22 protein-coding genes are annotated in these 21,012 nt (G+C 39.2%); 9 read left to right on the forward strand and 13 right to left on the reverse strand.

The window, feature by feature from the left end; all coding sequences use genetic code 11:
• Positions 1 to 21: 21 nt before the first annotated feature.
• Positions 22 to 750: a hypothetical protein gene (locus AAC026_RS11695; protein WP_339698180.1), complete on the reverse strand. Its 729-nt coding sequence runs from the start codon at positions 748 to 750 to the stop codon at positions 22 to 24.
• 61 nt (positions 751 to 811) lie between these two features.
• On the opposite strand from AAC026_RS11695, the gene AAC026_RS11700 reads away from it, so the two are divergent.
• Positions 812 to 1,216, forward strand: coding sequence for an OsmC family protein (locus AAC026_RS11700; protein WP_339698183.1), 405 nt, complete (start codon positions 812 to 814; stop codon positions 1,214 to 1,216).
• A gap of 76 nt (positions 1,217 to 1,292) precedes the next feature.
• Here the strand turns inward: AAC026_RS11700 and ettA are convergent, their stop codons facing one another.
• A complete protein-coding gene (gene ettA / locus AAC026_RS11705) occupies positions 1,293 to 2,972 on the reverse strand; it encodes an energy-dependent translational throttle protein EttA (RefSeq protein WP_339698186.1) in 1,680 nt (559 codons plus the stop codon).
• A gap of 104 nt (positions 2,973 to 3,076) precedes the next feature.
• Between ettA and AAC026_RS11710 the strand changes: the two genes are divergently transcribed.
• Positions 3,077 to 4,315 (forward strand): DUF349 domain-containing protein, encoded by a 1,239-nt coding sequence (locus AAC026_RS11710; protein ID WP_339698189.1) that lies wholly within the window; start codon positions 3,077 to 3,079, stop codon positions 4,313 to 4,315.
• 124 nt (positions 4,316 to 4,439) lie between these two features.
• Positions 4,440 to 4,661, forward strand: a complete 222-nt coding sequence (locus AAC026_RS11715) for a DUF2795 domain-containing protein (protein WP_015329640.1) — start codon at positions 4,440 to 4,442, stop codon at positions 4,659 to 4,661.
• A 62-nt stretch (positions 4,662 to 4,723) separates the two neighbouring features.
• Here AAC026_RS11715 and AAC026_RS11720 read toward each other — a convergent pair whose 3' ends face one another.
• The 3 genes from AAC026_RS11720 to AAC026_RS11730 are packed head-to-tail and all read right to left on the reverse strand — an operon-like array spanning position 4,724 to position 7,608.
• Positions 4,724 to 5,371 (reverse strand): response regulator transcription factor, encoded by a 648-nt coding sequence (locus AAC026_RS11720; RefSeq protein ID WP_339698192.1) that lies wholly within the window; start codon positions 5,369 to 5,371, stop codon positions 4,724 to 4,726.
• The gene (locus tag AAC026_RS11725) at positions 5,364 to 7,118 is read right to left on the reverse strand and encodes an ATP-binding protein (protein ID WP_339698195.1); all 1,755 of its coding nucleotides are present in this window, start codon (positions 7,116 to 7,118) and stop codon (positions 5,364 to 5,366) included. The genes AAC026_RS11720 and AAC026_RS11725 overlap by 8 nt, the downstream gene beginning before the upstream one ends.
• Positions 7,111 to 7,608: a hypothetical protein gene (locus tag AAC026_RS11730; protein ID WP_339698199.1), complete on the reverse strand. Its 498-nt coding sequence runs from the start codon at positions 7,606 to 7,608 to the stop codon at positions 7,111 to 7,113. The genes AAC026_RS11725 and AAC026_RS11730 overlap by 8 nt, the downstream gene beginning before the upstream one ends.
• Before the next feature lie 432 nt (positions 7,609 to 8,040).
• Here AAC026_RS11730 and AAC026_RS11735 point away from each other — a divergent pair, with 432 nt between their 5' ends.
• A complete protein-coding gene (locus tag AAC026_RS11735) occupies positions 8,041 to 8,217 on the forward strand; it encodes a hypothetical protein (RefSeq protein ID WP_339698202.1) in 177 nt (58 codons plus the stop codon).
• A gap of 105 nt (positions 8,218 to 8,322) precedes the next feature.
• Here AAC026_RS11735 and AAC026_RS11740 read toward each other — a convergent pair whose 3' ends face one another.
• The 6 genes from AAC026_RS11740 to AAC026_RS11765 form a co-directional block, all read right to left on the reverse strand.
• Positions 8,323 to 9,012, reverse strand: coding sequence for a DUF1080 domain-containing protein (locus tag AAC026_RS11740; protein WP_339698448.1), 690 nt, complete (start codon positions 9,010 to 9,012; stop codon positions 8,323 to 8,325).
• A 118-nt stretch (positions 9,013 to 9,130) separates the two neighbouring features.
• Entirely contained in the window at positions 9,131 to 10,180 is a 1,050-nt protein-coding gene (locus AAC026_RS11745; protein WP_339698205.1) for a sugar phosphate isomerase/epimerase, read from the reverse strand.
• Positions 10,167 to 11,324 (reverse strand): Gfo/Idh/MocA family oxidoreductase, encoded by a 1,158-nt coding sequence (locus AAC026_RS11750; protein ID WP_339698208.1) that lies wholly within the window; start codon positions 11,322 to 11,324, stop codon positions 10,167 to 10,169. Before AAC026_RS11750 ends, AAC026_RS11745 begins: the two co-directional genes overlap by 14 nt.
• Positions 11,321 to 12,559: a nucleoside permease gene (locus tag AAC026_RS11755; RefSeq protein WP_339698211.1), complete on the reverse strand. Its 1,239-nt coding sequence runs from the start codon at positions 12,557 to 12,559 to the stop codon at positions 11,321 to 11,323. The genes AAC026_RS11750 and AAC026_RS11755 overlap by 4 nt, the downstream gene beginning before the upstream one ends.
• A gap of 32 nt (positions 12,560 to 12,591) precedes the next feature.
• Entirely contained in the window at positions 12,592 to 13,368 is a 777-nt protein-coding gene (locus AAC026_RS11760) for a DUF1080 domain-containing protein (protein ID WP_339698214.1), read from the reverse strand.
• Between the two features lie 55 nt (positions 13,369 to 13,423).
• Entirely contained in the window at positions 13,424 to 14,089 is a 666-nt protein-coding gene (locus AAC026_RS11765) for a 2-C-methyl-D-erythritol 4-phosphate cytidylyltransferase (RefSeq protein ID WP_339698217.1), read from the reverse strand.
• A 195-nt stretch (positions 14,090 to 14,284) separates the two neighbouring features.
• Between AAC026_RS11765 and AAC026_RS11770 the strand changes: the two genes are divergently transcribed.
• The 4 genes from AAC026_RS11770 to AAC026_RS11785 all read left to right on the forward strand — a co-directional run bounded on the left by AAC026_RS11770 (position 14,285) and on the right by AAC026_RS11785 (position 17,132).
• On the forward strand, positions 14,285 to 14,689 hold the full coding sequence (locus AAC026_RS11770) for a hypothetical protein (RefSeq protein ID WP_339698220.1): 405 nt from the start codon (positions 14,285 to 14,287) through the stop codon (positions 14,687 to 14,689).
• Between the two features lie 170 nt (positions 14,690 to 14,859).
• Positions 14,860 to 15,603: an SUMF1/EgtB/PvdO family nonheme iron enzyme gene (locus AAC026_RS11775; RefSeq protein WP_339698223.1), complete on the forward strand. Its 744-nt coding sequence runs from the start codon at positions 14,860 to 14,862 to the stop codon at positions 15,601 to 15,603.
• Complete coding sequence (locus AAC026_RS11780; RefSeq protein WP_339698226.1) at positions 15,600 to 16,814, forward strand: 6-bladed beta-propeller; 1,215 nt, start codon at positions 15,600 to 15,602, stop codon at positions 16,812 to 16,814. The genes AAC026_RS11775 and AAC026_RS11780 overlap by 4 nt, the downstream gene beginning before the upstream one ends.
• 9 nt (positions 16,815 to 16,823) lie before the next feature.
• On the forward strand, positions 16,824 to 17,132 hold the full coding sequence (locus AAC026_RS11785) for a hypothetical protein (protein WP_339698229.1): 309 nt from the start codon (positions 16,824 to 16,826) through the stop codon (positions 17,130 to 17,132).
• Between the two features lie 89 nt (positions 17,133 to 17,221).
• Here the strand turns inward: AAC026_RS11785 and queA are convergent, their stop codons facing one another.
• Complete coding sequence (queA, locus tag AAC026_RS11790) at positions 17,222 to 18,268, reverse strand: tRNA preQ1(34) S-adenosylmethionine ribosyltransferase-isomerase QueA (RefSeq protein WP_339607943.1); 1,047 nt, start codon at positions 18,266 to 18,268, stop codon at positions 17,222 to 17,224.
• Positions 18,269 to 18,571: 303 nt separating this feature from the next.
• Here queA and AAC026_RS11795 point away from each other — a divergent pair, with 303 nt between their 5' ends.
• A complete protein-coding gene (locus AAC026_RS11795; protein WP_339698451.1) occupies positions 18,572 to 19,816 on the forward strand; it encodes an ABC transporter permease in 1,245 nt (414 codons plus the stop codon).
• A gap of 78 nt (positions 19,817 to 19,894) precedes the next feature.
• On the opposite strand, the gene recA is transcribed toward AAC026_RS11795, so the two are convergent.
• A complete protein-coding gene (recA, locus tag AAC026_RS11800; RefSeq protein ID WP_339607942.1) occupies positions 19,895 to 20,920 on the reverse strand; it encodes a recombinase RecA in 1,026 nt (341 codons plus the stop codon).
• Positions 20,921 to 21,012 lie beyond the last annotated feature (92 nt).

Consider the following 21,012-nt stretch of genomic DNA (forward strand, 5'->3'; position numbering starts at 1 on the left):
CCAAAATGGAATGAAAGTAGGTTATCTTCTTTTACCAAAATAAATTGCAATAAACGCAGCAGTATAAACGCTCTTGTTTTCGGCTTCTGGAAGTATCTCAATTTTGCGTGTAAAAGCTTCGACAACAAAACCAGCTTGAACACCAAAAACTCTGTTTTTAGTAGAGTTGGTTTCGAAAGTCATTGAGGTTTTGAGGTGAAGCCCAGGCACAATCTTCGATTCAAAAAGTCCTTTTAACGGCCCAGATGTCCCATTAATATTGTTTACCGAATGAGTGTTGGGGTCATACTGTTCTTTACGTCCACGGTAATTTACATAATAAGGGGTTTCTAAACCTAGTGTGGGACCCGCAGAAACCATAGCGGAAACTCTTACGCCTTGTTGTGGTGATTTCTGAAAAAGCACCTTTTCTCTTCCGTAATAAGGGCGAATAGAAACAAGGTAATTTGATTTTCCAATTACAAAACTACTTCCTGTAATCGTGGTTTGGCGCGATTCTCTTGGGTGACGTGTATTGGCTAACTCAATGCCATAATGAGCTAAATTCTTTCTGTCTAATGAGTTTGAGTGTCTCCAGAATAAGGAACTTATGAGGCCGCTATTTGAAGTGTGTGAAGCTCCAAATACATTCTCCATTTGATATTCTTCGTCTTCAAGCCTTGTGTCAAAGCCAAAATTAGACTGACTAAAACCAGCGTTACAAATAAATAGTAACAATACGACTGTGAAAAATTTGGTACTAATTTGCATACTTGGCGTTGTAGCTCTGTTTGAGATTGCTAAATTAACGAAAAAAAATACTGCTTAGTTTATGATCACTGTGAAATCAAAATATACTGGAAACTTAAGTACCGAGGCTGTTCACGTAAAGTCAGGAAATGGCATTGTTACTGATGCACCAGTAGATAATAATGGTAAAGGGGAAGCTTTTTCACCCACCGACCTTGTAGCAGCCGCTTTGGGTAGTTGTATGATGACCGTTATGGCCATTGCAGGAGAGCAAAAGGGTTTAAACATGGAAGGAATGAATGTGGAATCGACAAAGATAATGAGCACGAACCCTCGTAGAATTTCCGAAATTAAAATGGATTTCTTTTGGGAAAATTGTACGTTATCTGACAAAGACAGGGAGTGGATAAAGAACATTGGTTTGACATGCCCAGTTGCGCTAAGCTTGCGTGAAGACCTGAAACAATCTATCGAGTTTCATTTCTAAGTGGATATTACATGCTTAGAAATAAAAATGCCTCATTGATTATCAGTGAGGCATTTTTTATGAATTGAAAAACCGATTAACTCAGTTTCTTATATTTAATCCTTGTTGGCCCAGTATCTCCCAATCGCTTCTTACGGTTTTCTTCATATTCTGAATATCCACCTTCGAACCAGTATACTTGAGAGTTACCTTCAAAAGCTAGAATATGCGTACAGATTCTATCTAGGAACCATCTATCGTGAGAGATAATTACAGCGCAACCACCAAAGTTATCTAAACCTTCCTCCAATGCCCTTAGAGTGTTTACATCAAGGTCGTTGGTAGGTTCATCCAGTAATAAGAGGTTGGCGCCTTGTTTCAACGTAAGTGCCAAATGCACTCTGTTTCTTTCCCCACCAGATAATTGACCTACTTTTTTGTTTTGGTCGGTGCCGTTAAAGTTGAATTTACTTACATAAGCCCTAGAGTTCATTTCTTTCCCTCCAAGTGTAATTAATTCATTTCCTCCAGTAATTACTTCCCAAACCGATTTGTTCGGATCAAGATTATCGTGTTCTTGGTCTACATAGGCAATGTCTACTGTTGGTCCGACAATGAATTTTCCTTGATCTGGAGTTTCCTTTCCAGTAATCATGTTGAAAAGCGTAGTTTTACCAGCACCGTTAGGGCCAATAATTCCAACAATCCCCCCTTGAGGAAGCGAGAATTCTAAGTTTTCATATAGAAGTTTATCTCCGAAAGCTTTTGCTACATTATGGGCTTCAATCACTTTCGAGCCTAACCTTTCCCCTGGCGGAATGTAAAGTTCCAATTTTGCTTCTTTTTCTTTGCCCTCCTGACCTAGTAGTTTGTCATAAGCGCTCAAACGTGCCTTGGCTTTAGCTTGTCTTCCTTTAGGCGACATTCTTACCCATTCCAACTCGCGCTGTAATGTTTTCTGCCTTTTCGATTCAGTTTTTTCTTCACCAGCCAATCGCGTTTGTTTTTGGTCTAGCCATGAAGAGTAATTTCCTTTCCAAGGAATCCCTTCGCCTCGGTCGAGTTCAAGAATCCATCCCGCTACGTTATCAAGGAAGTAACGATCGTGGGTTACGGCAATTACGGTTCCTTTATAGCGCTGTAGGTACTGTTCTAGCCAATGTACAGATTCGGCATCCAAGTGGTTGGTAGGCTCATCGAGTAATAATACATCTGGCTCTTGAATCAACAAGCGGCACAAGGCAACTCTTCTTTTTTCTCCTCCAGAAAGGTTTTTGATTGAAGCATCTGATGGAGGCGTACGAAGCGCATCCATGGCTCTCTCTAGTCTGCTGTCTAAATCCCAAGCGTTGATGTGATCTAGTTTTTCCTGAACTTTTCCTTGCTCCTCAATGAGCTTGTTCATTTTATCCGGATCGTCAAGAATTTCAGGATCAGCGAATTTGGCATTGATTTCTTCAAACTTGTTCAGTAAATCAACGGTTTCTTTAGCGCCTTCTTCAACTACCTGCTTTACCGTTTTATTGGGATCTAGCTGAGGCTCTTGCTCTAACATTCCCACACTATAACCGGGTGAGAAAACCACTTCGCCTTGGTATTCTGTGTCTACACCAGCAATAATGCGAAGTAGAGAGGATTTACCCGAACCGTTGAGTCCGAGAACACCAATCTTTGCTCCGTAGAAAAACGAGAGGTAGATATTTTTTAAGACTTGCTTTTGTGGGGGGTAGATCTTGTTGACCCCAGCCATTGAAAAAATAATTTTTTCGTCACTCATAGTCTGTATCGTTCTATTTTGGAGCAAATATGCTAAAAATTCTGCTTGGGAATTTCTCTCTTGGGTTATTTAGCTAATTTCGGGCAAAATTCAATCTTAGCGTTTTGGAAGAAAAGGAATACGGATTTATCAAAGAAGGCAAGGTTTTCAGAAAAGCATTTCTCGATTATACAGATAAGGAGATTGGGGAAGTGAAAGAAACCGAAGAGGCCGCCATGCTTTATTATACGGAGCGATTTGCTTTAGCACAGGCCAAAGTGAATGATGTTGAGGAAAAAATTAATGGGACCGAAAATAAAGGTTCGTATTTAATGAAGGTGCTCCATCTTAAAGAGACTCTGCATGATTTTGATGCTATTGGCGACTTTGAAGGCCTTTATCAGAGGTTGGATTTGTTGGAAGAGCAACTGAATAGCTTTGTTCAACAGAATCGATTAAAAAATCTAGAGATTAAAACAGCGCTTTTGGCTGAGCTTGAAGAGGCTGTGAAAAGCAGTGAGTGGAAATCTGCCACCGCTGAAGTAAAAGAGGTGCAACGTAGATGGATTAAGACGGGCGCTGTAGACGATGCTGAAAAAGAAAGAATTGAAGGGACTTTCAAAACAATGTTGGATGGTTTTTTCGAGAGAAGGGCTGGTTTTTATGCCGATCTCGAAAAAATGATGAAGGAGAAGGAAGCCAATTATAAGGAGTTTATTGACAAGGCAGAAAAACTTAAAGAGATTGAAAATTATACTGATTTAGTTGAGAAAATCAGAACGCTGAAGGAAGAATGGAAGGACTTGGGCAGAATCAAGAGTGATGTTCGTACAGCGTTTTGGAATCAGTTTCAGGCAATTATTAAAGCAGCAATATCTAAAGCAAAAAAAGAAGGGAAGGCAAAGGCTAGCTCTGGGAATAAGAAAGAGAACCTTGAAAATCGTTCTGCATTCTTGAAAGAGTTAGAAACTTTGAATCAAAAAATCACTCCAACTGCCAATGTTAAATCACTTAAGGATAAGTGGAAAAATCTAGGCCCTGTAAGCCGCGCTGATATGGATAGACTTCAGAATGAATTTTTATTCTTGATGGATCAAATTTCTGAAAAACAATTTATTGAAAGCTTACTTCATAAGAAGTTGAAAGGCAAACAAAACGATGCTGAGAAAGAAAGAGTTAGGATGAAAATCATCTATGATCTTCTTCATAGAGATAAGAATGAGCTCTCTACTTTTAAGGAGAATTTGGAAAAATTTAACACCAGTTCTGGCCTAGATAAACTGATTGGAGGCAAGCTTGAGCTCCAAGAAAGAAAGGTAAAAGTGAAAGAGGAAATTTTGAAGCAGTTTAAAGCTGGCGCATAGCTTTAAAAGTCAGGTAGTTGTCTTTTAAAACAAGCCACTTTTTTAATATGAAAATAATTGGCTAGTAGGGTTTGATTTTTACAGTTTAATTCATTCTTTTGCACGCCATTAAAAAAGATAAGAAATGTATTGGACACTTGAACTAGCTTCTTACTTGGAGGATGCTCCTTGGCCCGCCACTAAAGATGAGTTAATTGACTTTTCTATTAGATCGGGAGCCCCACTTGAGGTGGTTGAAAACCTTCAGGAATTAGAAGACGATGGTCAGCCTTATGAAAGTATCGAAGAGATATGGCCTGACTATCCCACAAAAGACGATTTCTTTTTTAACGAAGATGAATATTGAAAAACAACCCCGGTAATTCGGGGTTTTTTTATGGCCAATTTTATTGGCTCATTTTTGCAAGGCTAAAAATCAATCACTTCATTTTTTATTGCCCACTTTACCAAGCCAACAGAGTTTTTGAGCTCTAGCTTTAGCATAATGTTTCCTCTGTGGCTTTCAACCGTGTGTGTGCTGATGGAAAGTTCATCAGCAATTTCAGCCGTAGTCTTCTCTTGACAGATCAGTTGAATGATCTGAATCTCACGCTTGGTAAGCAAGTCCTTTTTTGAAAAGCTACTCGATGATTTTTTGTTGTCCGCGTCAAAAAAGGCAGACATTAGCATGGGGTCGAAGAAGTTTCTTCCTTCCATTACTTCCGAAATAGCCTTAAGAATATTGGCCTTACTTGAATTTTTAAGCAAGAAGCCGAAGGCGCCATTTTTAATCATGCGTTTGGCAAGCCTAGGGTTATCGTGCATACTTAGGGCAATTACTCTAATGTTGGGATAATGTTTGTTAAGGTAGCCCGTACACTCTAGGCCATCCATTTCGGGCATGTTAATGTCCATTAGCACTAAATCAACAGCCTGAGATTCTACTCTGGTTATTACCTCGTTACCATTGGAGGCACCTCCAATAAACTCAAGATGATCTGTTGTACTAATAATTGCTTCAAGGCCGTCAATGATCACCTGATGATCATCCGCCACTAAAACTTTAATTCTATCCATGCTGCAATGGGATGTTTATTTTAAAGGTTACGCCTTTTCCTTCTAGGCTATCAAATGCGAGCTTCCCTTTCAATATATCAATTCGCGAAGCAATGCTTTTAAGCCCCAGTCCATTTTTGATTTTGGTTTTATCAAAACCAATTCCGTTGTCCTTATACTCAATTATGTATTCCTCTTTCAGTTTTTTCATTTCAATTTGAATACAAGACGCTTGGGCATATTTAAGCGTGTTGTTTACTAATTCTTGAATTACCCGATAAATAAGTACCTCGCTAGATTCTTCAAAATCACCTTCATTGTAGGCGAGCGTATTTCGAATTTCGATTTGGGTTGAAGTGGACACATTATCAAAAAGATCAAGCATTGCCTCTTCTAAGCCAAGTTTACTTAAGCTGGCAGGCACCATGTTATGTGAAATTCTACGTACTTCAGAACAGGCATTGTCGATTTGGCTCAATGAATTTTGAAAGGAATTTTTGTCTTCTACTTTATCTTCAAAGTTACTCAAACGCATTTTTACACTTGTAAGCAGAACACCGATTCCGTCATGTAAATCTTTTGCTACACGCTTTCTTTCGTTTTCTTCACCTAAAATCATTGCCCTTAAGTTTTCCAACTTTTTGCGCTGAATGGCTCTTGAGAAAAGGAGGTAGCTAATGATCAAAAGTAGAATTAATCCAACAGCAATTCCTCCAAAAACTTTAGCCCTCTGGGTAGCCCAAATGGCTGTTTCTTCGGCTTCATCCAGTTGTTTATCGGTTCTATAATCTTCTGTGATTTTGGCTACAGATTCGGTTCTTTGTTTTACTAAAAAACCTACTACGGTATCGTATCGGAGTTTTTGATAGGTTAATGCATTCTTATAATCTTCTAACCCTTCGTAAGCCTTGGAAAGCCGTGAGTAGGCTGCCATATATTTTTGCCAGTCTCCGTTTGACTCCAACAACTTGATGTTATTTTCTAATAATGGAATGGCTTCAGAAAAGCGCTTGTCATTCATCATGGCTTGGGCAATGGCATTTGCCGTATTGATTTGGGAAGCTATTTGGTTGGTTTGATCGTAAATAACCTTGGCCTTAAGTAGAAAATATATAGAGCTATCATTCTGTTTTAGAATGTTATAGGCCGTACCCATCATATAATTCAGGTTTGCTCGAAAGGAAGTATCACTGATGTCGTTTAGGAGAGACAGGCCTTTTCGGTAGTTATCAATCGCATCTCTACTTTTTCCGGTTCGGTAAAGGAAGTTCCCTAATGAGTAATAGGATTTATAGAGCTCAGACTCTAAGCCATTCTCTTCTCTGATTTGTTTTGCTTGGTTAAGAAAATTGAGAGACTGATCATTTTCTCTTAGGGTAAGGTAAATTCCACCTACGTTATCCAGAATGTCGGCTTCTAAACTCAGGTATTCTGGCTTTCCTTCAAGTATTCTTAACAAATTGGTATATACTAAAACAGCGCTGTCGTACTGATTGGTAACGGTTAGTAACCGACCTTTTACCCTATCGAATTGTATTCTATCTTCTTCAGAAAGAGATTTTTTATTTACCTGTTTTAAGAAGTGAAATGCCGAATCTGAATTTGACAGTGTAAGGATTTCTGCCAACTGAATGGCGGTGAGAGGTTGGCCATGTTGAATATAAGTTTGCTTAAGGCTATCGCTTTTTAACGATTGGCCAAAAGTAAAATGAGGTGTAATCAGCAAAGTAACTACACCTATAAATATGCTATTTATTCTTCTAAGCATTTGCTGTTGGTGGTGGAGGAATATTGGTGTCACATTCTTCTGTGAAGAATTCGGGCATAAATGCCAAAGTAGAGTCACTGTCTAAAGGAAGTCTGTTATCCCTGTTGGCCAAGTTGTATTTGATTTTATCCGACTCGCTAATGTTCATTTTAAACTTGAGTGTTTTACGGCCAAGCTTTACATTAAAATAATAGGTTACCCTGATTACAGAATACCCCACATCTTTCTTGAATTTCGACTTGAATGTTAAAGTTGAATTTAAAGGCATCTCGTCAAAAATATGACCGTTTTCGTAGCCGTCTTGGCTAAAAACATCTAGGTTTTTGAAGATGTAAAGAAAGTGCATTGGAACATAAACTTCATCGTCTATAACGGGTCTGTTAGGAGCAAAAATGATAAAGGGCATGTGAGTGATGGCGTCTTTGGGCAGGTCTTTAAACGTTTCCAATTCGTAGCCCATTGGAATCTTAGGTGTTTTTTCATCTTTCATGTTGAATTGTTTTGGTTGATTTAAACACATAGAATGATATTTATGACAAAAGATGTATCCATACACATTATCATATACATAAGAAAAATCATTCCTGACTCTAATATAAACTTCGTCTAGCGGAAAACCACTAGTTTTTTTTTCAGTCTAAAACCTTGATAGAATCACACAGTAGTTTGAGGTACTTTGAAATACTAAAACAGAGACTTATGCGCCACCTAGAATTGCGTCTTGATTTCACAGCTAGAGAATTCGAGATTATTAACCTTCTGGCTGAAGGGAATAGTGCGAAAGAGATTGCTGATGAGTTATTTGTTTCAATTGACACAGTGAAAACTCACAGAAAAAATATTCTAAGAAAATCTGAAGCCCGAAATACAACTGAATTAGTTGTGAGGTGTATTCGAACCGGGGTTATTCAATAAAATGATTATGAGTAAGTCAAATACAATATCAGTTGAAGAAGGTGCGGAAAGCAAAAGAGGAACTAAAAATCATGCGGGACAGCAATTCCCGTTTGGAGATTTGTTGAAAACCGTTAACGCGCATTTTGAATTGCTTCTATTGATTGCAGTTGTGATTTCTGTTATAGTGGCATCAATTTTTTAAAGAAACCTATTCTTAGTAGTGGGAATAGGGAGTGAGGTGTTTGACAGGAAACCCTCAACCAGTCAACCATAGAAGGCATCTTCGTTCGAAGATGCCTTCGCATTTTTACAGCGTTCTCAGCCAAATATTTCTGAACCTTACTGGGTTGCCGTGGTCTTGCAGAATAATAGCACCATCGCCATGGGCAGGGTTTTTAGGAAAGCCAATGTATTCTGTAGTGCCCAAAAGCCTTTGATGGTTTTGAATGACTACACCATTATGAATAACGGTTACATATCCGTCTGATACTTTTATTCCGTCTTTATTGAATTGTGGGGCTTTATAAATGATGTCGTAAACATTCCATTCGCCTGGGGCGGCAGTAGCATTTACTAAAGGAATGCTTTGCTTGTAAATAGAGCCAGCCTGTCCATTCGAATAGGTTTTGCTTACATAGCTATCAAGAATTTGAACTTCGTAACGCTCCTGTAAGAAAACTCCAGAATTTCCTCTGCCTTGACCTTCGCCCACAATTTCGGTAGGAGCACTCCATTCTATATGCAATTGAATATCACCAAACGCCTTTTTGGTCATAATGTCGCCAGCGCCCCTTGCTACTTCCATGTAACCGTTTTCTACTTTCCAGCCTGCTGGTTTATCTTCGTTGCGAGATTTCCATGCATTGAGGTTTGAACCGTCAAAAAGCACAACAGCATCGGAAGGAGCGCCTCCATTTTTTGAAGGATTCACTTTTTGAGGAACGGGTTCCCACACTTCTGTCGCTTTAGGATCGGTGATTTGCGCAGAAGCTGACATTTGCGCCAATAGAAAGATGATCACTGCAATGGCATGTGTTCCTATAAATACTTTGGTAATCCATTTTTGAGAAAAAGCCAAAATAGGATAAGGAGTGTTGGTTTGGGTTCTTTTCATGTTAGTCTAGACCTAATAGTTTTTTAAATTCTTCATCGTTAATTCCAGAATCCGCGAAGTCATCAAAGTTCTTTTCAGTGGCTTCGATAATGAATTGATCAATGTATTGAGCGCCTTCTCTTGCGCCTTGCTCAGGAGATTTAATGCAGCACTCCCATTCTAATACGGCCCAGCCATCATAGCCATGTTGGGTTAGTTTTGAGAAAATACTTTGGAAATCTACTTGTCCATCGCCAATCGAACGGAACCGTCCTGGGCGTTCTCGCCAATCTTGATAACCGCCATAAACTCCTGATTTTCCTGACGGATTAAACTCGGCATCTTTTACATGGAACATACCAATGAACTCATGGTAGTGGTCGATGTAAGTCAGGTAATCTAATTGCTGAAGCACAAAATGGGAAGGGTCATAAAGCATTTTTACACGGTTGTGTTTACCAGTAGCCTCGTAAAACATTTCGAAGCTGATGCCATCGTGAAGATCTTCTCCTGCATGCACTTCATAGCAAAGGTCGACTCCGTTTTCGTCAAAATGATTTAGAATGGGCAGCCATCGGTTGGCGAGTTCCGCAAACCCTTTTTCGATTAAACCAGCAGGACGTTGTGGCCAATTATAGAAATAGGGCCAAAGCAAAGCGCCTGAAAACGAAGCATGAACTTTTAATCCCAAATTCTTAGAAGCGACAGCCGCTTTTTTCACTTGGTCTATCGCCCAAACGTTTCGTTGTTTGGCGTTCATCCCTTTTGGTGCAAAGCCTTTAAACAGTTCTTCATAAGCAGGGTGAACGGCCACCAATTGCCCTTGCAGGTGGGTAGAGAGTTCACTGACTTCTAAACCATGATTGGCCAAAGTACCTTTCAGCTCATCGCAATACGTTTTGCTTTCGGCAGCTTTGTCAAGGTCAATCAAGCGTGCATCCCAAGTAGGAATTTGAACGGCTTTATATCCCAAATCACTCGCCCATTTCGCAATGCTGTCTAAGGAATTGAAAGGGGCTTTATCGTCCGCAAATTGTGCCAAAAAAATGGCGGGTCCTTTAATTGTCTTCATGCTCATCCACTATTTCTGTCCAACTATTTCCGTTTTGGGTAGACTCCAAAACCGCTTCAATAAATTTCATGCCTCTTACGCCATCATGAATGGTGGGAAAGGCGCCTTTTTGATATGCCTCAGCTCGAATGGCTTTTGCTGCTCCGTTGTAAATGTTGGCCATCGAATCAAAAATTCCTTCTGGGTGGCCAGGCGCTATTTTAGTACTTTCTTTCGCGAAATCACTATTATAAACATGACCCGGTTTGAAAACCTGAACGGGCTTGTCTTCCCGTAAGAAGTAAAGGTAATTGGGGTTTTCTTGTTCCCATTTTAATGCCCCTTTTTTACCGTAAACCGCAATTTTGAGATTGTTTTCTTCCCCCGTAGCAATTTGACTAGCCCTTACCATTCCTCGAACCCCATTTTTAAAACGCAATAAAGCTGTTCCGTCAATGTCTAAAGCATTGTCATCGTACAAGGTGTTCAAGTCAGAAAGTACTTTGGTGGTTTTTAAACCTGTGGTGTACTCAATCATGTTGAAAGCGTGTACACCAATATCGCCCATGCAGCAACTTTGCCCTGCTTTTTCGGGATCTAATCGCCAAACGCTTTTGCGCTTTTCTTTATCGTGAATGACAGGGTTAATCCAACCTTGGTAATATTGCGCATCTACTTTTTGAATGTCGCCAATCATGCCTTCAGCAATCATGGTTTTCATTTGGCGCACCATGGGGTAGCCCGTATAAGTATGCGTTAGGGCAAAAACTACATTATGTTTGGTTACTAATTGCTCTAACTCAATGGCTTCGGCAGCAGTGTTGGTAACTGGTTTTTCACAAATCACGTGAAAGCCGGCTTCAATGAGTTGTTTGGCCATGGAATAGTGGAGGAAGTTAGGCGTAACAATTACTACCACTTCAATTCTCTCAGACTTTGGTAAGGCGTTTTCGCTCGTAATGAAAGTATCAATATTTGGATAGCACCTTGACAAATCAAGTCCTAAGGTTTTAGCAAAATCCAGTGCCTTATTATGGTCTCTTTCGAAGGCACCCCCAACTAGGGTGAAATTTTCACCCATAGCAGCTGCTATTCGATGCGTAAGGCCAATAAAAGAGCTGCTACCGCCCCCAATCATGCCTAGTTTGATTTTATTTTGACTCATTTTTCTTCGTAGTGTATTTCTTCGTTTTTGAAAGTGGTTGCAAAAATTAAGAATACCAATACGGCAAATCCTGCTGGCAATAACCAGATATTCTTCCACTCATGCACATCGCCAACGGTATAGAATTCAGAGATTTGACCAGCCACCCAAAAGCCGATTAACATACCAACGCCATAAGTGGCCAGAGTAATAAGGCCTTGTGCTGAACTCTTGAATTTCTCTCCAGCTTTTGAATCGGTATAAATTTGACCCGAAACAAAGAAGAAATCGTAGCAAATACCATGTAAGGCAATTCCAGTAATCAGCATGAAAACAAGCTCGTCTGAGTTGCCGAAAGCAAACAGTACATAGCGCAATGCCCAAGCTAACATTCCGAAAAGTAAGGTCTTTTTGATGCCATATTTTTTAAGGAAAATCGGAAGCAGGAGCATAAATAATACTTCTGAAATTTGGCCAATGGTCATTTTACCAGTTGGGTTACTCACTCCAATTTCGGCCAAAAAAGGATTGGCGTTTTGATAGTAGAAGGCCAGTGGAATACAGATAAGCACAGATGAAAAGAAGAATACAGCGAAGTTCTTATTCGTTAAAAGCTTAAGGGCGTCTAGCCCGAGAATTTCTTTTAGGGTTATTTTCTCGCCTTTTTCAACTCGTGGAGGTGTTTTAGGTAATGTGAAACTGAATACTCCCAAAATGGCCGATGCGATTGCGGTCATAAGAAACGTGTTTTTCAACATGCCTTCGGCAATTGCTTCTTGCGAATCCCAAGAAAACACAAAGCTGATTACGAGTCCGGCTAAAACCCACCCAATTGTTCCCCAAACTCTAATTCTTGAAAATTGCTTTGAAGGGTCGCTCATGGTTCGGAAGGCCACTGAGTTTACCAAAGCTAAAGTAGGCATGTATAGTACCATATAGCCAAGTACGTAAGGATAGAAAACTTCGAATTCTGTGGTTTCTGCCATTAAATACATTAATACGGCCCCGGCTAAGTGTAGTAAGCCAAGAATTTTTTCAGCGTTAAAATAGCGATCGGCTATTAAGCCAATAATGAATGGAGCAATGATAGCTCCCCACGATTGGGTTGAAAAAGCTTGGGCAATTTGGCCGTCTGTGGCGTTAATATTATTGCCTAAAAAAGTGCCAAGGGTAACAAACCAGCCTCCCCAGATAAAAAATTGTAGAAACATCATAACGCTGAGACGCGTGGTGATGCCAGAATTGCTTGTAGTCATAGTTGGTATATTAGATTGAGTAGTACAAGGTATTAATCTTTCGATAAATCTTTGATGAGCACTTTCCTAAATTGAATCGGGTGGCTTTCGCTTTGTAGCGCTATATAGCCTTTGGTAAGTGGAGTGCCATTTACTTTTGCTTCGGGTTTAAAATCAGAAACCATTCCATCACCTACAATTGGCTTGGAATACTGGATGACCGTGTCGCCTTCTACAATGTGCGCAATGTATTCATCGCCCATTACCAGCAAGTCAATGCTTACCCATTGGTCGCCATCAAATGTGGGGCCTTCTATGGTTTGGCAATGTCGGGTAACTAGCTTGCCGCCCATTTCTACATGAGTACCAGGAGTACAAAGGTTGCCTGTTGGGCGAGGTCCGTTGCCTAAACCACCTAAAAACTGAGCTTCTAGAGAGATCGGGAAATCCTGATTGAGTCCCATGCTTTCGGCAGACTGGGAGTGAAGCATCACGCCACTATTTCGGGTAGCCCAACCTTCTCCGCCATTGGCTTGCTGGCCAATAAATCGGTATTCGATATGTAATAAATATTTTGAAAAGGGCTTTTCGTAGAACAGTACGCCATACCGATTATTAAAAGTATCATATTCATCGTAAGCTACAGTGATCATTCCGTCCTCTACCCTAAAAGTATTTCCGAAATTGTCACCAGCCTCGTAGCCCCGAATTTTGGGTGTCCAGCCTGTTAAGTCTTTACCATTAAATAATTCTATCCATTCCTCTTCTTTCTGGCAAGAGGTTGCAATAAACATAATGGCGAGAAACAGTGTAAGTTGAAGGTGCTTCACATCAAAAAAATTAAGCCAATAAGTTAATGATTTTCTACACCAATTCAATCGGAAATTATCCGTTCAGAATGGCGTTCGCCATAATTAAATCTTCTGCGGTGGTGATTTTAATGTTCTTGTAGTCTCCCTCAATTAAGTTGATTTTTTCACCCATGTGTTCTAACACTGAGGCGTCATCGGTAAATGAGTGGTCTTCTTTTATTTCGAAGGCCTTTTTAATGAGTTGGATTTGAAATGTTTGGGGGGTTTGAATGAGCTGGTATTGGTTTCTATCCACTAGCTTATTGTTATCACCTTCTATAAATCGGATTGAGTCTTTCAGTGGAACACTGGTTACCGCATTCCCCTTTTCAGCGGCTACTTTAAAAGATTCTTTAATGATTTCGATGGAAACAAAAGGGCGGACTCCATCATGAATGGCTACCAAACCGTTTCCATGAATCGCGTTGAGTCCATTTTTTACCGATTGAAAACGGCTGTTGCCACCATTTACAATTTGATGCTTGATGGTGAATTTATGCTTTTCGCAAAGCCCTCTCCAAAACGGAATTTGAATTTCGGGCAGTACCAAAATCAGCTTTAAACTTGCAAAGGCCGAAACGTAAGCCTCAATGGTGTGCATCAAAATGGGCTTGCCACCAATATCCATAAACTGCTTAGGAATATCAGACTTCATTCGGGTACCACTACCCCCAGCTACTATGATGGCGTATTTTTGCATATTCGAAATTACTAAATATTGAACTTTGAACGTCTTTTAAATTTGAGTATGTTTAGTGATTATTCAGTTATTTAGTGTTGTTTTATTTGTTAATTATAAAGTGGCTTTGCAAAGTGGAACTTCGTTACAGCTATAGACTTTAATGATGGCTGTTTGGAAGCGAAGAAAAAAAGAGATTAGACTAAGTTATTGCTTATGAAGAAGAAATACTCAATGAAAGTGTTAATCATTGTTCTGATTACACCGATAGTTTTATTGGGCCAATATTTAAATGAAGTATACCTTCCTAATTATACTGATGAATGGTTGAGTCCATCGATGGCTGAGTCTACTTCTGAATTTATCAAAGTAATTGCCGTTATTCTGTTGCTTCAGTTATTCAGGAAAAAGCCAACAATCAAATCACTCAAATTAGATATCCTTCTAGTTGGGATTTTTTATAGTACTCTTGAGCTGATAAGCTTGTTTCCTACCAGGTGGTTTGGCACGTTTGATATTATGGATATTGTAGCTTATTCATTGGCAACAGGTTTTATGTATCTGATGGTAAACTTGTTGTTTAGGAATAAGAGCAGTTCTAGCGAGGCGGTCTATCCTTAATCTTGACCAATACTTTTAGATAGATAATAAAGGTTGAGGTTTTGTAATTGAGGTTAAAAGAGGTAAGGTGGTTCTACCGCTTAGTGTTCTGACCGACTTGTCACTAGGGTGTTAATAAGTTTCTGTGATTCGAAGTATTGGTGCTTTGGAGTCTCTTTAAAAAAATCAGTATGCCATTTCTGCCAATTCTTTTATTTTTCAGTAGTGCTTTATCCGGCATTTCACCTGTTGTATTTCCTCAAAACTTTGATGATAAGATGGTTTTTGTTGAAGGCAACGATACCATCAAATCCTTCTACATGGATAAGTATGAGACTACCATGGCTGAATTTGGGCTGTTTGTTGAAAAGACAGGGTATAAAACAGTGAGCGAAGTCTTAGACTCAGGTAAAGTTTATAACCCTTATGCTAAAATGATCAAAGGGGTTAACTGGCGTCATGATATTTATGGTAGAAAGATTCCACTAGAAAGATATAGAGAATTACCTGTAACCAGACTGTCCTTAAAAGATGGTCAAGCCTATGCTGAATGGGTAGGTAAACGGATTCCTACTAAAGAGGAGTGGCTGTATGCAGCGAGAGGTGGCTCAAAAAGTGAATCATTCAAGTATCCTGGTGGTAATAACGCCCGTCAAGTAGGCTGGTTTGATGGAAACTCTCGTGAAACACTGATGCCCATAGGCCAGAAGATACCGAATGAATTAGGACTATATGATATGGGCGGAAACGTAACAGAAATGGCGCTGGAACCTGACGGAAGCGGTGTGAATGGACTAGGAGGGGCTTTCTTTTTAGACAAAGATTACTTTGAAATGGAGTTTATTCATAATGGATTTTATACGTCCAAAAAGTTTTTCGACAAATCGGCTTTGCCCTTTGCAGGTATTCGCTTGGTTTCAAAGGAGCAGAAATGATTAGATTTAGGTTTGATAAAAATAATACCCTACTTGCCTTAATTACATTACTGGTTATCATTGGGTGTTCTCCGGAAAAGAAAGCAGATTATTCTAACAATGCTACATTGATAGCCGTCAGCAAGGCTCAGTCAGAGCAACTGAGCTTGAGTACTTTGAGTGATTCCATTAGTTACACGCTGTTGGATACTCCTCAGGAATTAGCCATTGGACAGATTGATAGAATCCTATTAACTCAAAAACGGTTTTTCGTATTAGACCGTGAGATTGCGTCTGCGTTGTTTGTATTTGATCTGAATGGAAAGCTTATTTTTGATATTCAAGAAGGGATAGGAGGGCCAGGTGAAGTGCTGGAGTTTTCGGATTTTGATGTAAGTGATCAAGCTCAAGAATTATATATTTTGGATAATAATAGTAAGGATATCAAAGTATTTGATTTTGCAGGTGAGCTAATTAACAGAATCAGATTGCCTTTTTTTGCAGCTTCTATTAACGTGCTTGGAAATGAGATAGCTGTATTTCGAAACAATCAATATGTTAAAGGAGATAATGCGAATAATAATCAAGTTGTAGTTTTCTCTAAAGAGGGAGAGATGCTGAGGGGCTTCTTACCATTGAGCGCAGAAAATGACTACTTATCATACCACGATTCATTTCGTCCCTTACAATCTTCAGACAGTAGTTGGATTTTTAGCCAAGCCTTAAATGATACAATCTATGAAATTTCTGGTTTTACCGTTACCTCAAAATATGTAATGGACTTTGGTGATAAGTCTTTGGGTAAGATTGAAGGCGGCTTCTTTGGTGTTAATGATTTTCTAAGGTCTGAGCAGAGAATGGAAAGCCAGTATTTGATGGGGGATACCTTCGAGAATGACGATTATCTCATGTCGTTATTCTATGCCGGAAAGACATACAAATATGTCTTTTACGATAAGCTTACACAGAAAGCTAACGTAGTTGGTAAAATTGATAATGACCTAGATTATGTGCCCTATTTGCATACTAAATTTGTCAATAACGAAGTCATGATTGCTGATCTTCCTGCAGAATTATTGTTGTCTCTGGATGAACAAGTAGAAGAAGTTACGGAAAAAACTAAAAAGATAAAGGAACTAATAAGGAATCCTGTTTTTGAAAAGGAAAACCCAATACTCGTGTTAGTACATCTTAAAAAATGGGGAAATACTAACGAGGCTCACTCTAAATAAACTTATATTATGATCTCAGACAAAAAACTTCGCCAGTTACTTTTCGAGAAAAATCAAAAGAGCAAATGGCCCTTGCAGTTGGTCGTGTTTACAATTGTGTTCGCTTTGATACTCGGATTAATAGAGTTTGCCTTTTACGGATTCACTATGGAAGGACATACGGCCAATGATTTGTTGAAGGTTATGGGTAGAGGTGCGATTGTAGCTTTTCTTATGACAGTGGTTCGCTTTGGCAGAACCAATTACCAACTCAAAAAATACAAAGGTGAGTTGGACGCTTTTGAAAAACAGCAAACCGAAGTAGACAAGCTCTTTTAATAATAGAAAAGCCTTCTTTGGTATTTACCAAAGAAGGCTTTCATGTTTTATCTAGAATCTAAAATCTAGCGTGTAATATCTATTTACTATCAAATAATCAACATGGCATCGCCATAGCTGAAGAATCTGTATCCTTCTTTTTGAGCTACTTTGTAAGCGTTCATTATTTTTTCATAACCACCAAAAGCTGCCGCTTGCATTAACAAGGTAGACTCAGGTAAATGGAAGTTGGTAATTAAAGCGTTACAGATTTTGAATTCATATTCAGGGAAAATGAATTTATCTGTCCAAGCCTCGTTGGCTTTTAAACGACCGCCAGCTGAAACAGAAGACTCTAGTGCACGCATAGAGGTAGTTCCTACCGAACATACTCTTTTCTTGCTGTCCAATGCTCTATTTACCGTATCGGCAGTAGGTTGGGTAATAATGTAATTCTCAGAATCCATTTTATGTTTGGTAAGGTCTTCTACGTCTACTTGACGGAAAGTGCCTAAACCAATATGAAGCGTAATAGGAACAATATCTACTCCTTTAATCTCCATTCGTTTCATTACTTGTTGAGTAAAGTGCAACCCTGCCACTGGAGCAGCTACAGCACCCACATTTTTTGCATAGATGGTTTGGAAACGCTCTCTATCTTCTGGCTCTGTTTCTCTTGGAATAGTACGTGGAAGAGGAGTTTCGCCTAAAGTATCAATGGTTTTGTAGAACTCTTCATCGGTTCCATCAAAAAGAAAACGGATTGTTCTTCCTCTTGAAGTTGTGTTGTCGATTACCTCAGCCACCAACTCACCTTCTCCAAAATAAAGTTTGTTACCTACTCTGATTTTTCTGGCAGGGTCTACAAGAACATCCCAAAGATGCATTTCTGGGTTAAGCTCTCTTAACAAGAAAACCTCGATTTTAGCACCAGTCTTCTCTTTTTGTCCGTAAAGGCGTGCAGGAAAAACCTTGGTGTCATTGTTTACCAGCACATCACCCTCATCAAAATAATCTACAATATCCTTGAACATCTTGTGTTCAATCTCGCCCGTGTCGCGATGCAAAACCATTAATTTTGACTCATCTCTGTTTTCGGTAGGATACTTTGCAATCTTATCTTCAGAAAGCTCGAATTTAAATGCTGATAACTTCATTCTTTATTTACTAGCGTTAATTGCGTTTTTTCAAATAGCTGGCAAAGATAATAATAAATGACTGAGTGTCATACATCAATAGGCTTTTATATAATGAAATACTCATGTATATGTGTATGCGATTACAAGCTCTTTTTGTTTGTTATGGAAAAGGGGCTGGCCACTCAGGTGCACAAATGTCCGATCACTCACAAGAATGATCTTTTTAACCAAAATGCATTGATAGCTGTTTACTTTTTTCGATTCTTTGCGTTTGTTAAGAAACTACAGAAGTCACTAATTTAAAATAAGCAACGCGTGGGAATGTTTTTAAAGTTACTTGGAGAAAGCATTAGGTTTGCTTGGCAAGTACTGTCGACCAACTTACTTAGAACAATGCTCTCTCTATTGGGGGTTACTATTGGTATCATGCTGATTATAGCTGTGTTTACTGTGGTAGATTCCCTAGAGAAAAATATTAAAGATAGTTTTTCCTTCTTGGGGTCTAATGTAGTGAGCGTTGATAAAATGAATTTTGTAGAGCGTGACCCTAACGTTCCTTTCTATATTTATTTTAGAAGGCCATCAAATACCTATGATGAGTTCGAGTTTCTAAAGTCAAATTTAAAAAATGCAAGCCATGTTACTTTCTATGGTACTAGAAACAGCACCATGAAGTATAAAAGCAGTAGCATTAACAGCATTAATATTTATGGAATAAGCAACGAGTACAAAGATGTGTACGAAGTTGACATTTTAAATGGGCGCTACTTTACTCCACAAGAGATTGAAGGAGGACGTAACGTAACAATTATTGGCGATGAAGTGGCTAAATCTTTATTTCCTTTCGAATCTCCGATTGGGAAAAGCATTACAACCCGAGGTCAGAAATTAGTTGTAATTGGTGTTTTAGCTAAGGAAGGGAAAAGCCTTTTAGGAACTCCGAGTAGTGACGAAAGAATTTATATACCATATAAAATGTTTACCAAAATGTTCTATGTGGGTAGGTTTGGTGTAAGCCCTACTATTGCCGCCAAAGGTTATGTAGAAGATATTGGCTTAGTAGAACTTCAGAATGAAATGGAGGGAATGCTAAGAAAGGTAAGAGGCTTAAAACCAAAAGAAGAATCTAATTTTGCACTGAACCGACCAGAAGCTATTGCCGATGCCATTGGTCAAGTATTTGATATTGTAGGGTATGCGGGCTGGATCATTGGAGGATTTTCTATTTTGGTTGGAGGTTTCGGAATTATGAACATCATGTTTGTTTCGGTACAAGAGCGAACCAAGATCATTGGAATTCAAAAATCATTAGGAGCCAAAAACTATTTTATTCTTTTCCAGTTCTTGTTCGAGGCCATTTTCCTTTGTCTTATTGGAGGAGTGGCAGGAGTTTTAATTGTGTACTTCCTCACTTTTATTCCAGCTGGGGGGCTAGAGATTTCACTTAGTTTGAAGAATATATTACTAGGCGTAGTAGTATCGTCTGTTATTGGAGTAGTTTCCGGAATAGTGCCATCTGCTAAAGCAGCACGATTAGATCCTGTAGAGGCAATGAGGGCTGGTTAAGTCAAACTAAAGAAGTTAAAATAGAAAAGGCCGAACCACATTATGTAGTTCGGCCTTTTCTGTTTATGGTGATTGCTATTACTTTGCTGAAGCTGCTTCAGCAACATCTTCACCATTGATTCTAGCTTTGATCTTTCTTTCCAGTTCATCCATTAGTTCTGGATTGTCTTCAATAAGAGCTTTCACGGAGTCACGGCCTTGGCCAAGTTTTTCTCCATTATAAGAGAACCAAGAGCCTGCTTTTTTCACAATCTCCATTTCAACACCAATATCGATTATTTCACCTGCCTTAGAAATTCCTTGGCCATACATTATGTCGAACTCAACAACTTTAAACGGAGGAGCCACTTTGTTTTTTACCACTTTAACCCTTGTTCTGTTGCCTAGAATATTGTCGGCACTTTCTTTAATCTGCCCAATTCTTCTTATGTCAAGTCTTACAGAAGCATAGAATTTTAGTGCGTTACCACCCGTTGTGGTTTCTGGATTGCCAAACATCACTCCAATTTTCTCTCTCAATTGGTTAATGAAAATACAGCAACAACCTGTTTTATTAATTGCTCCCGTTAGTTTTCTCAATGCCTGAGACATCAACCTGGCTTGCAATCCCATTTTACTATCGCCCATTTCGCCTTCAAGCTCAGCTTTAGGTACTAAGGCGGCCACAGAGTCAATTACGATAATATCAATAGCACCAGAACGAATAAGGTGTTCGGCAATCTCCAAAGCCTGCTCACCATTGTCTGGTTGAGAGATTAACAAGTTTTCAGTGTCGATGCCCAGTTTTTCGGCATATGCTTTATCAAAAGCATGTTCCGCATCAATAAAAGCAGCGAGGCCTCCTTTTTTCTGCGCTTCCGCAATACAGTGCATAGAAAGGGTAGTTTTACCTGAAGACTCTGGACCGTATACTTCAACTACTCTTCCGCGCGGAATTCCTCCAATTCCAAGGGCTATATCTAATCCCAAAGAACCAGTTGAAATAGAGGGTAAATCAACCACCTTTTCATCACTCAATTTCATTACAGCACCCTTACCGTAAGACTTCTCGAGTTTATCTATGGTTAACTGTAATGCTTTTAATTTTTCAGACTTATCACTCATTATTGATTGGGTATTTTGTTCAGAATAGTTTGTGAAGATAGTGGGAATGCTTTCAATTCACAACCCAACTTTTTAATAAATAAGGCTTATTT

This window comes from uncultured Roseivirga sp., from assembly GCF_963973945.1.
Taxonomy (GTDB): Bacteria; Bacteroidota; Bacteroidia; order Cytophagales; family Cyclobacteriaceae; genus Roseivirga.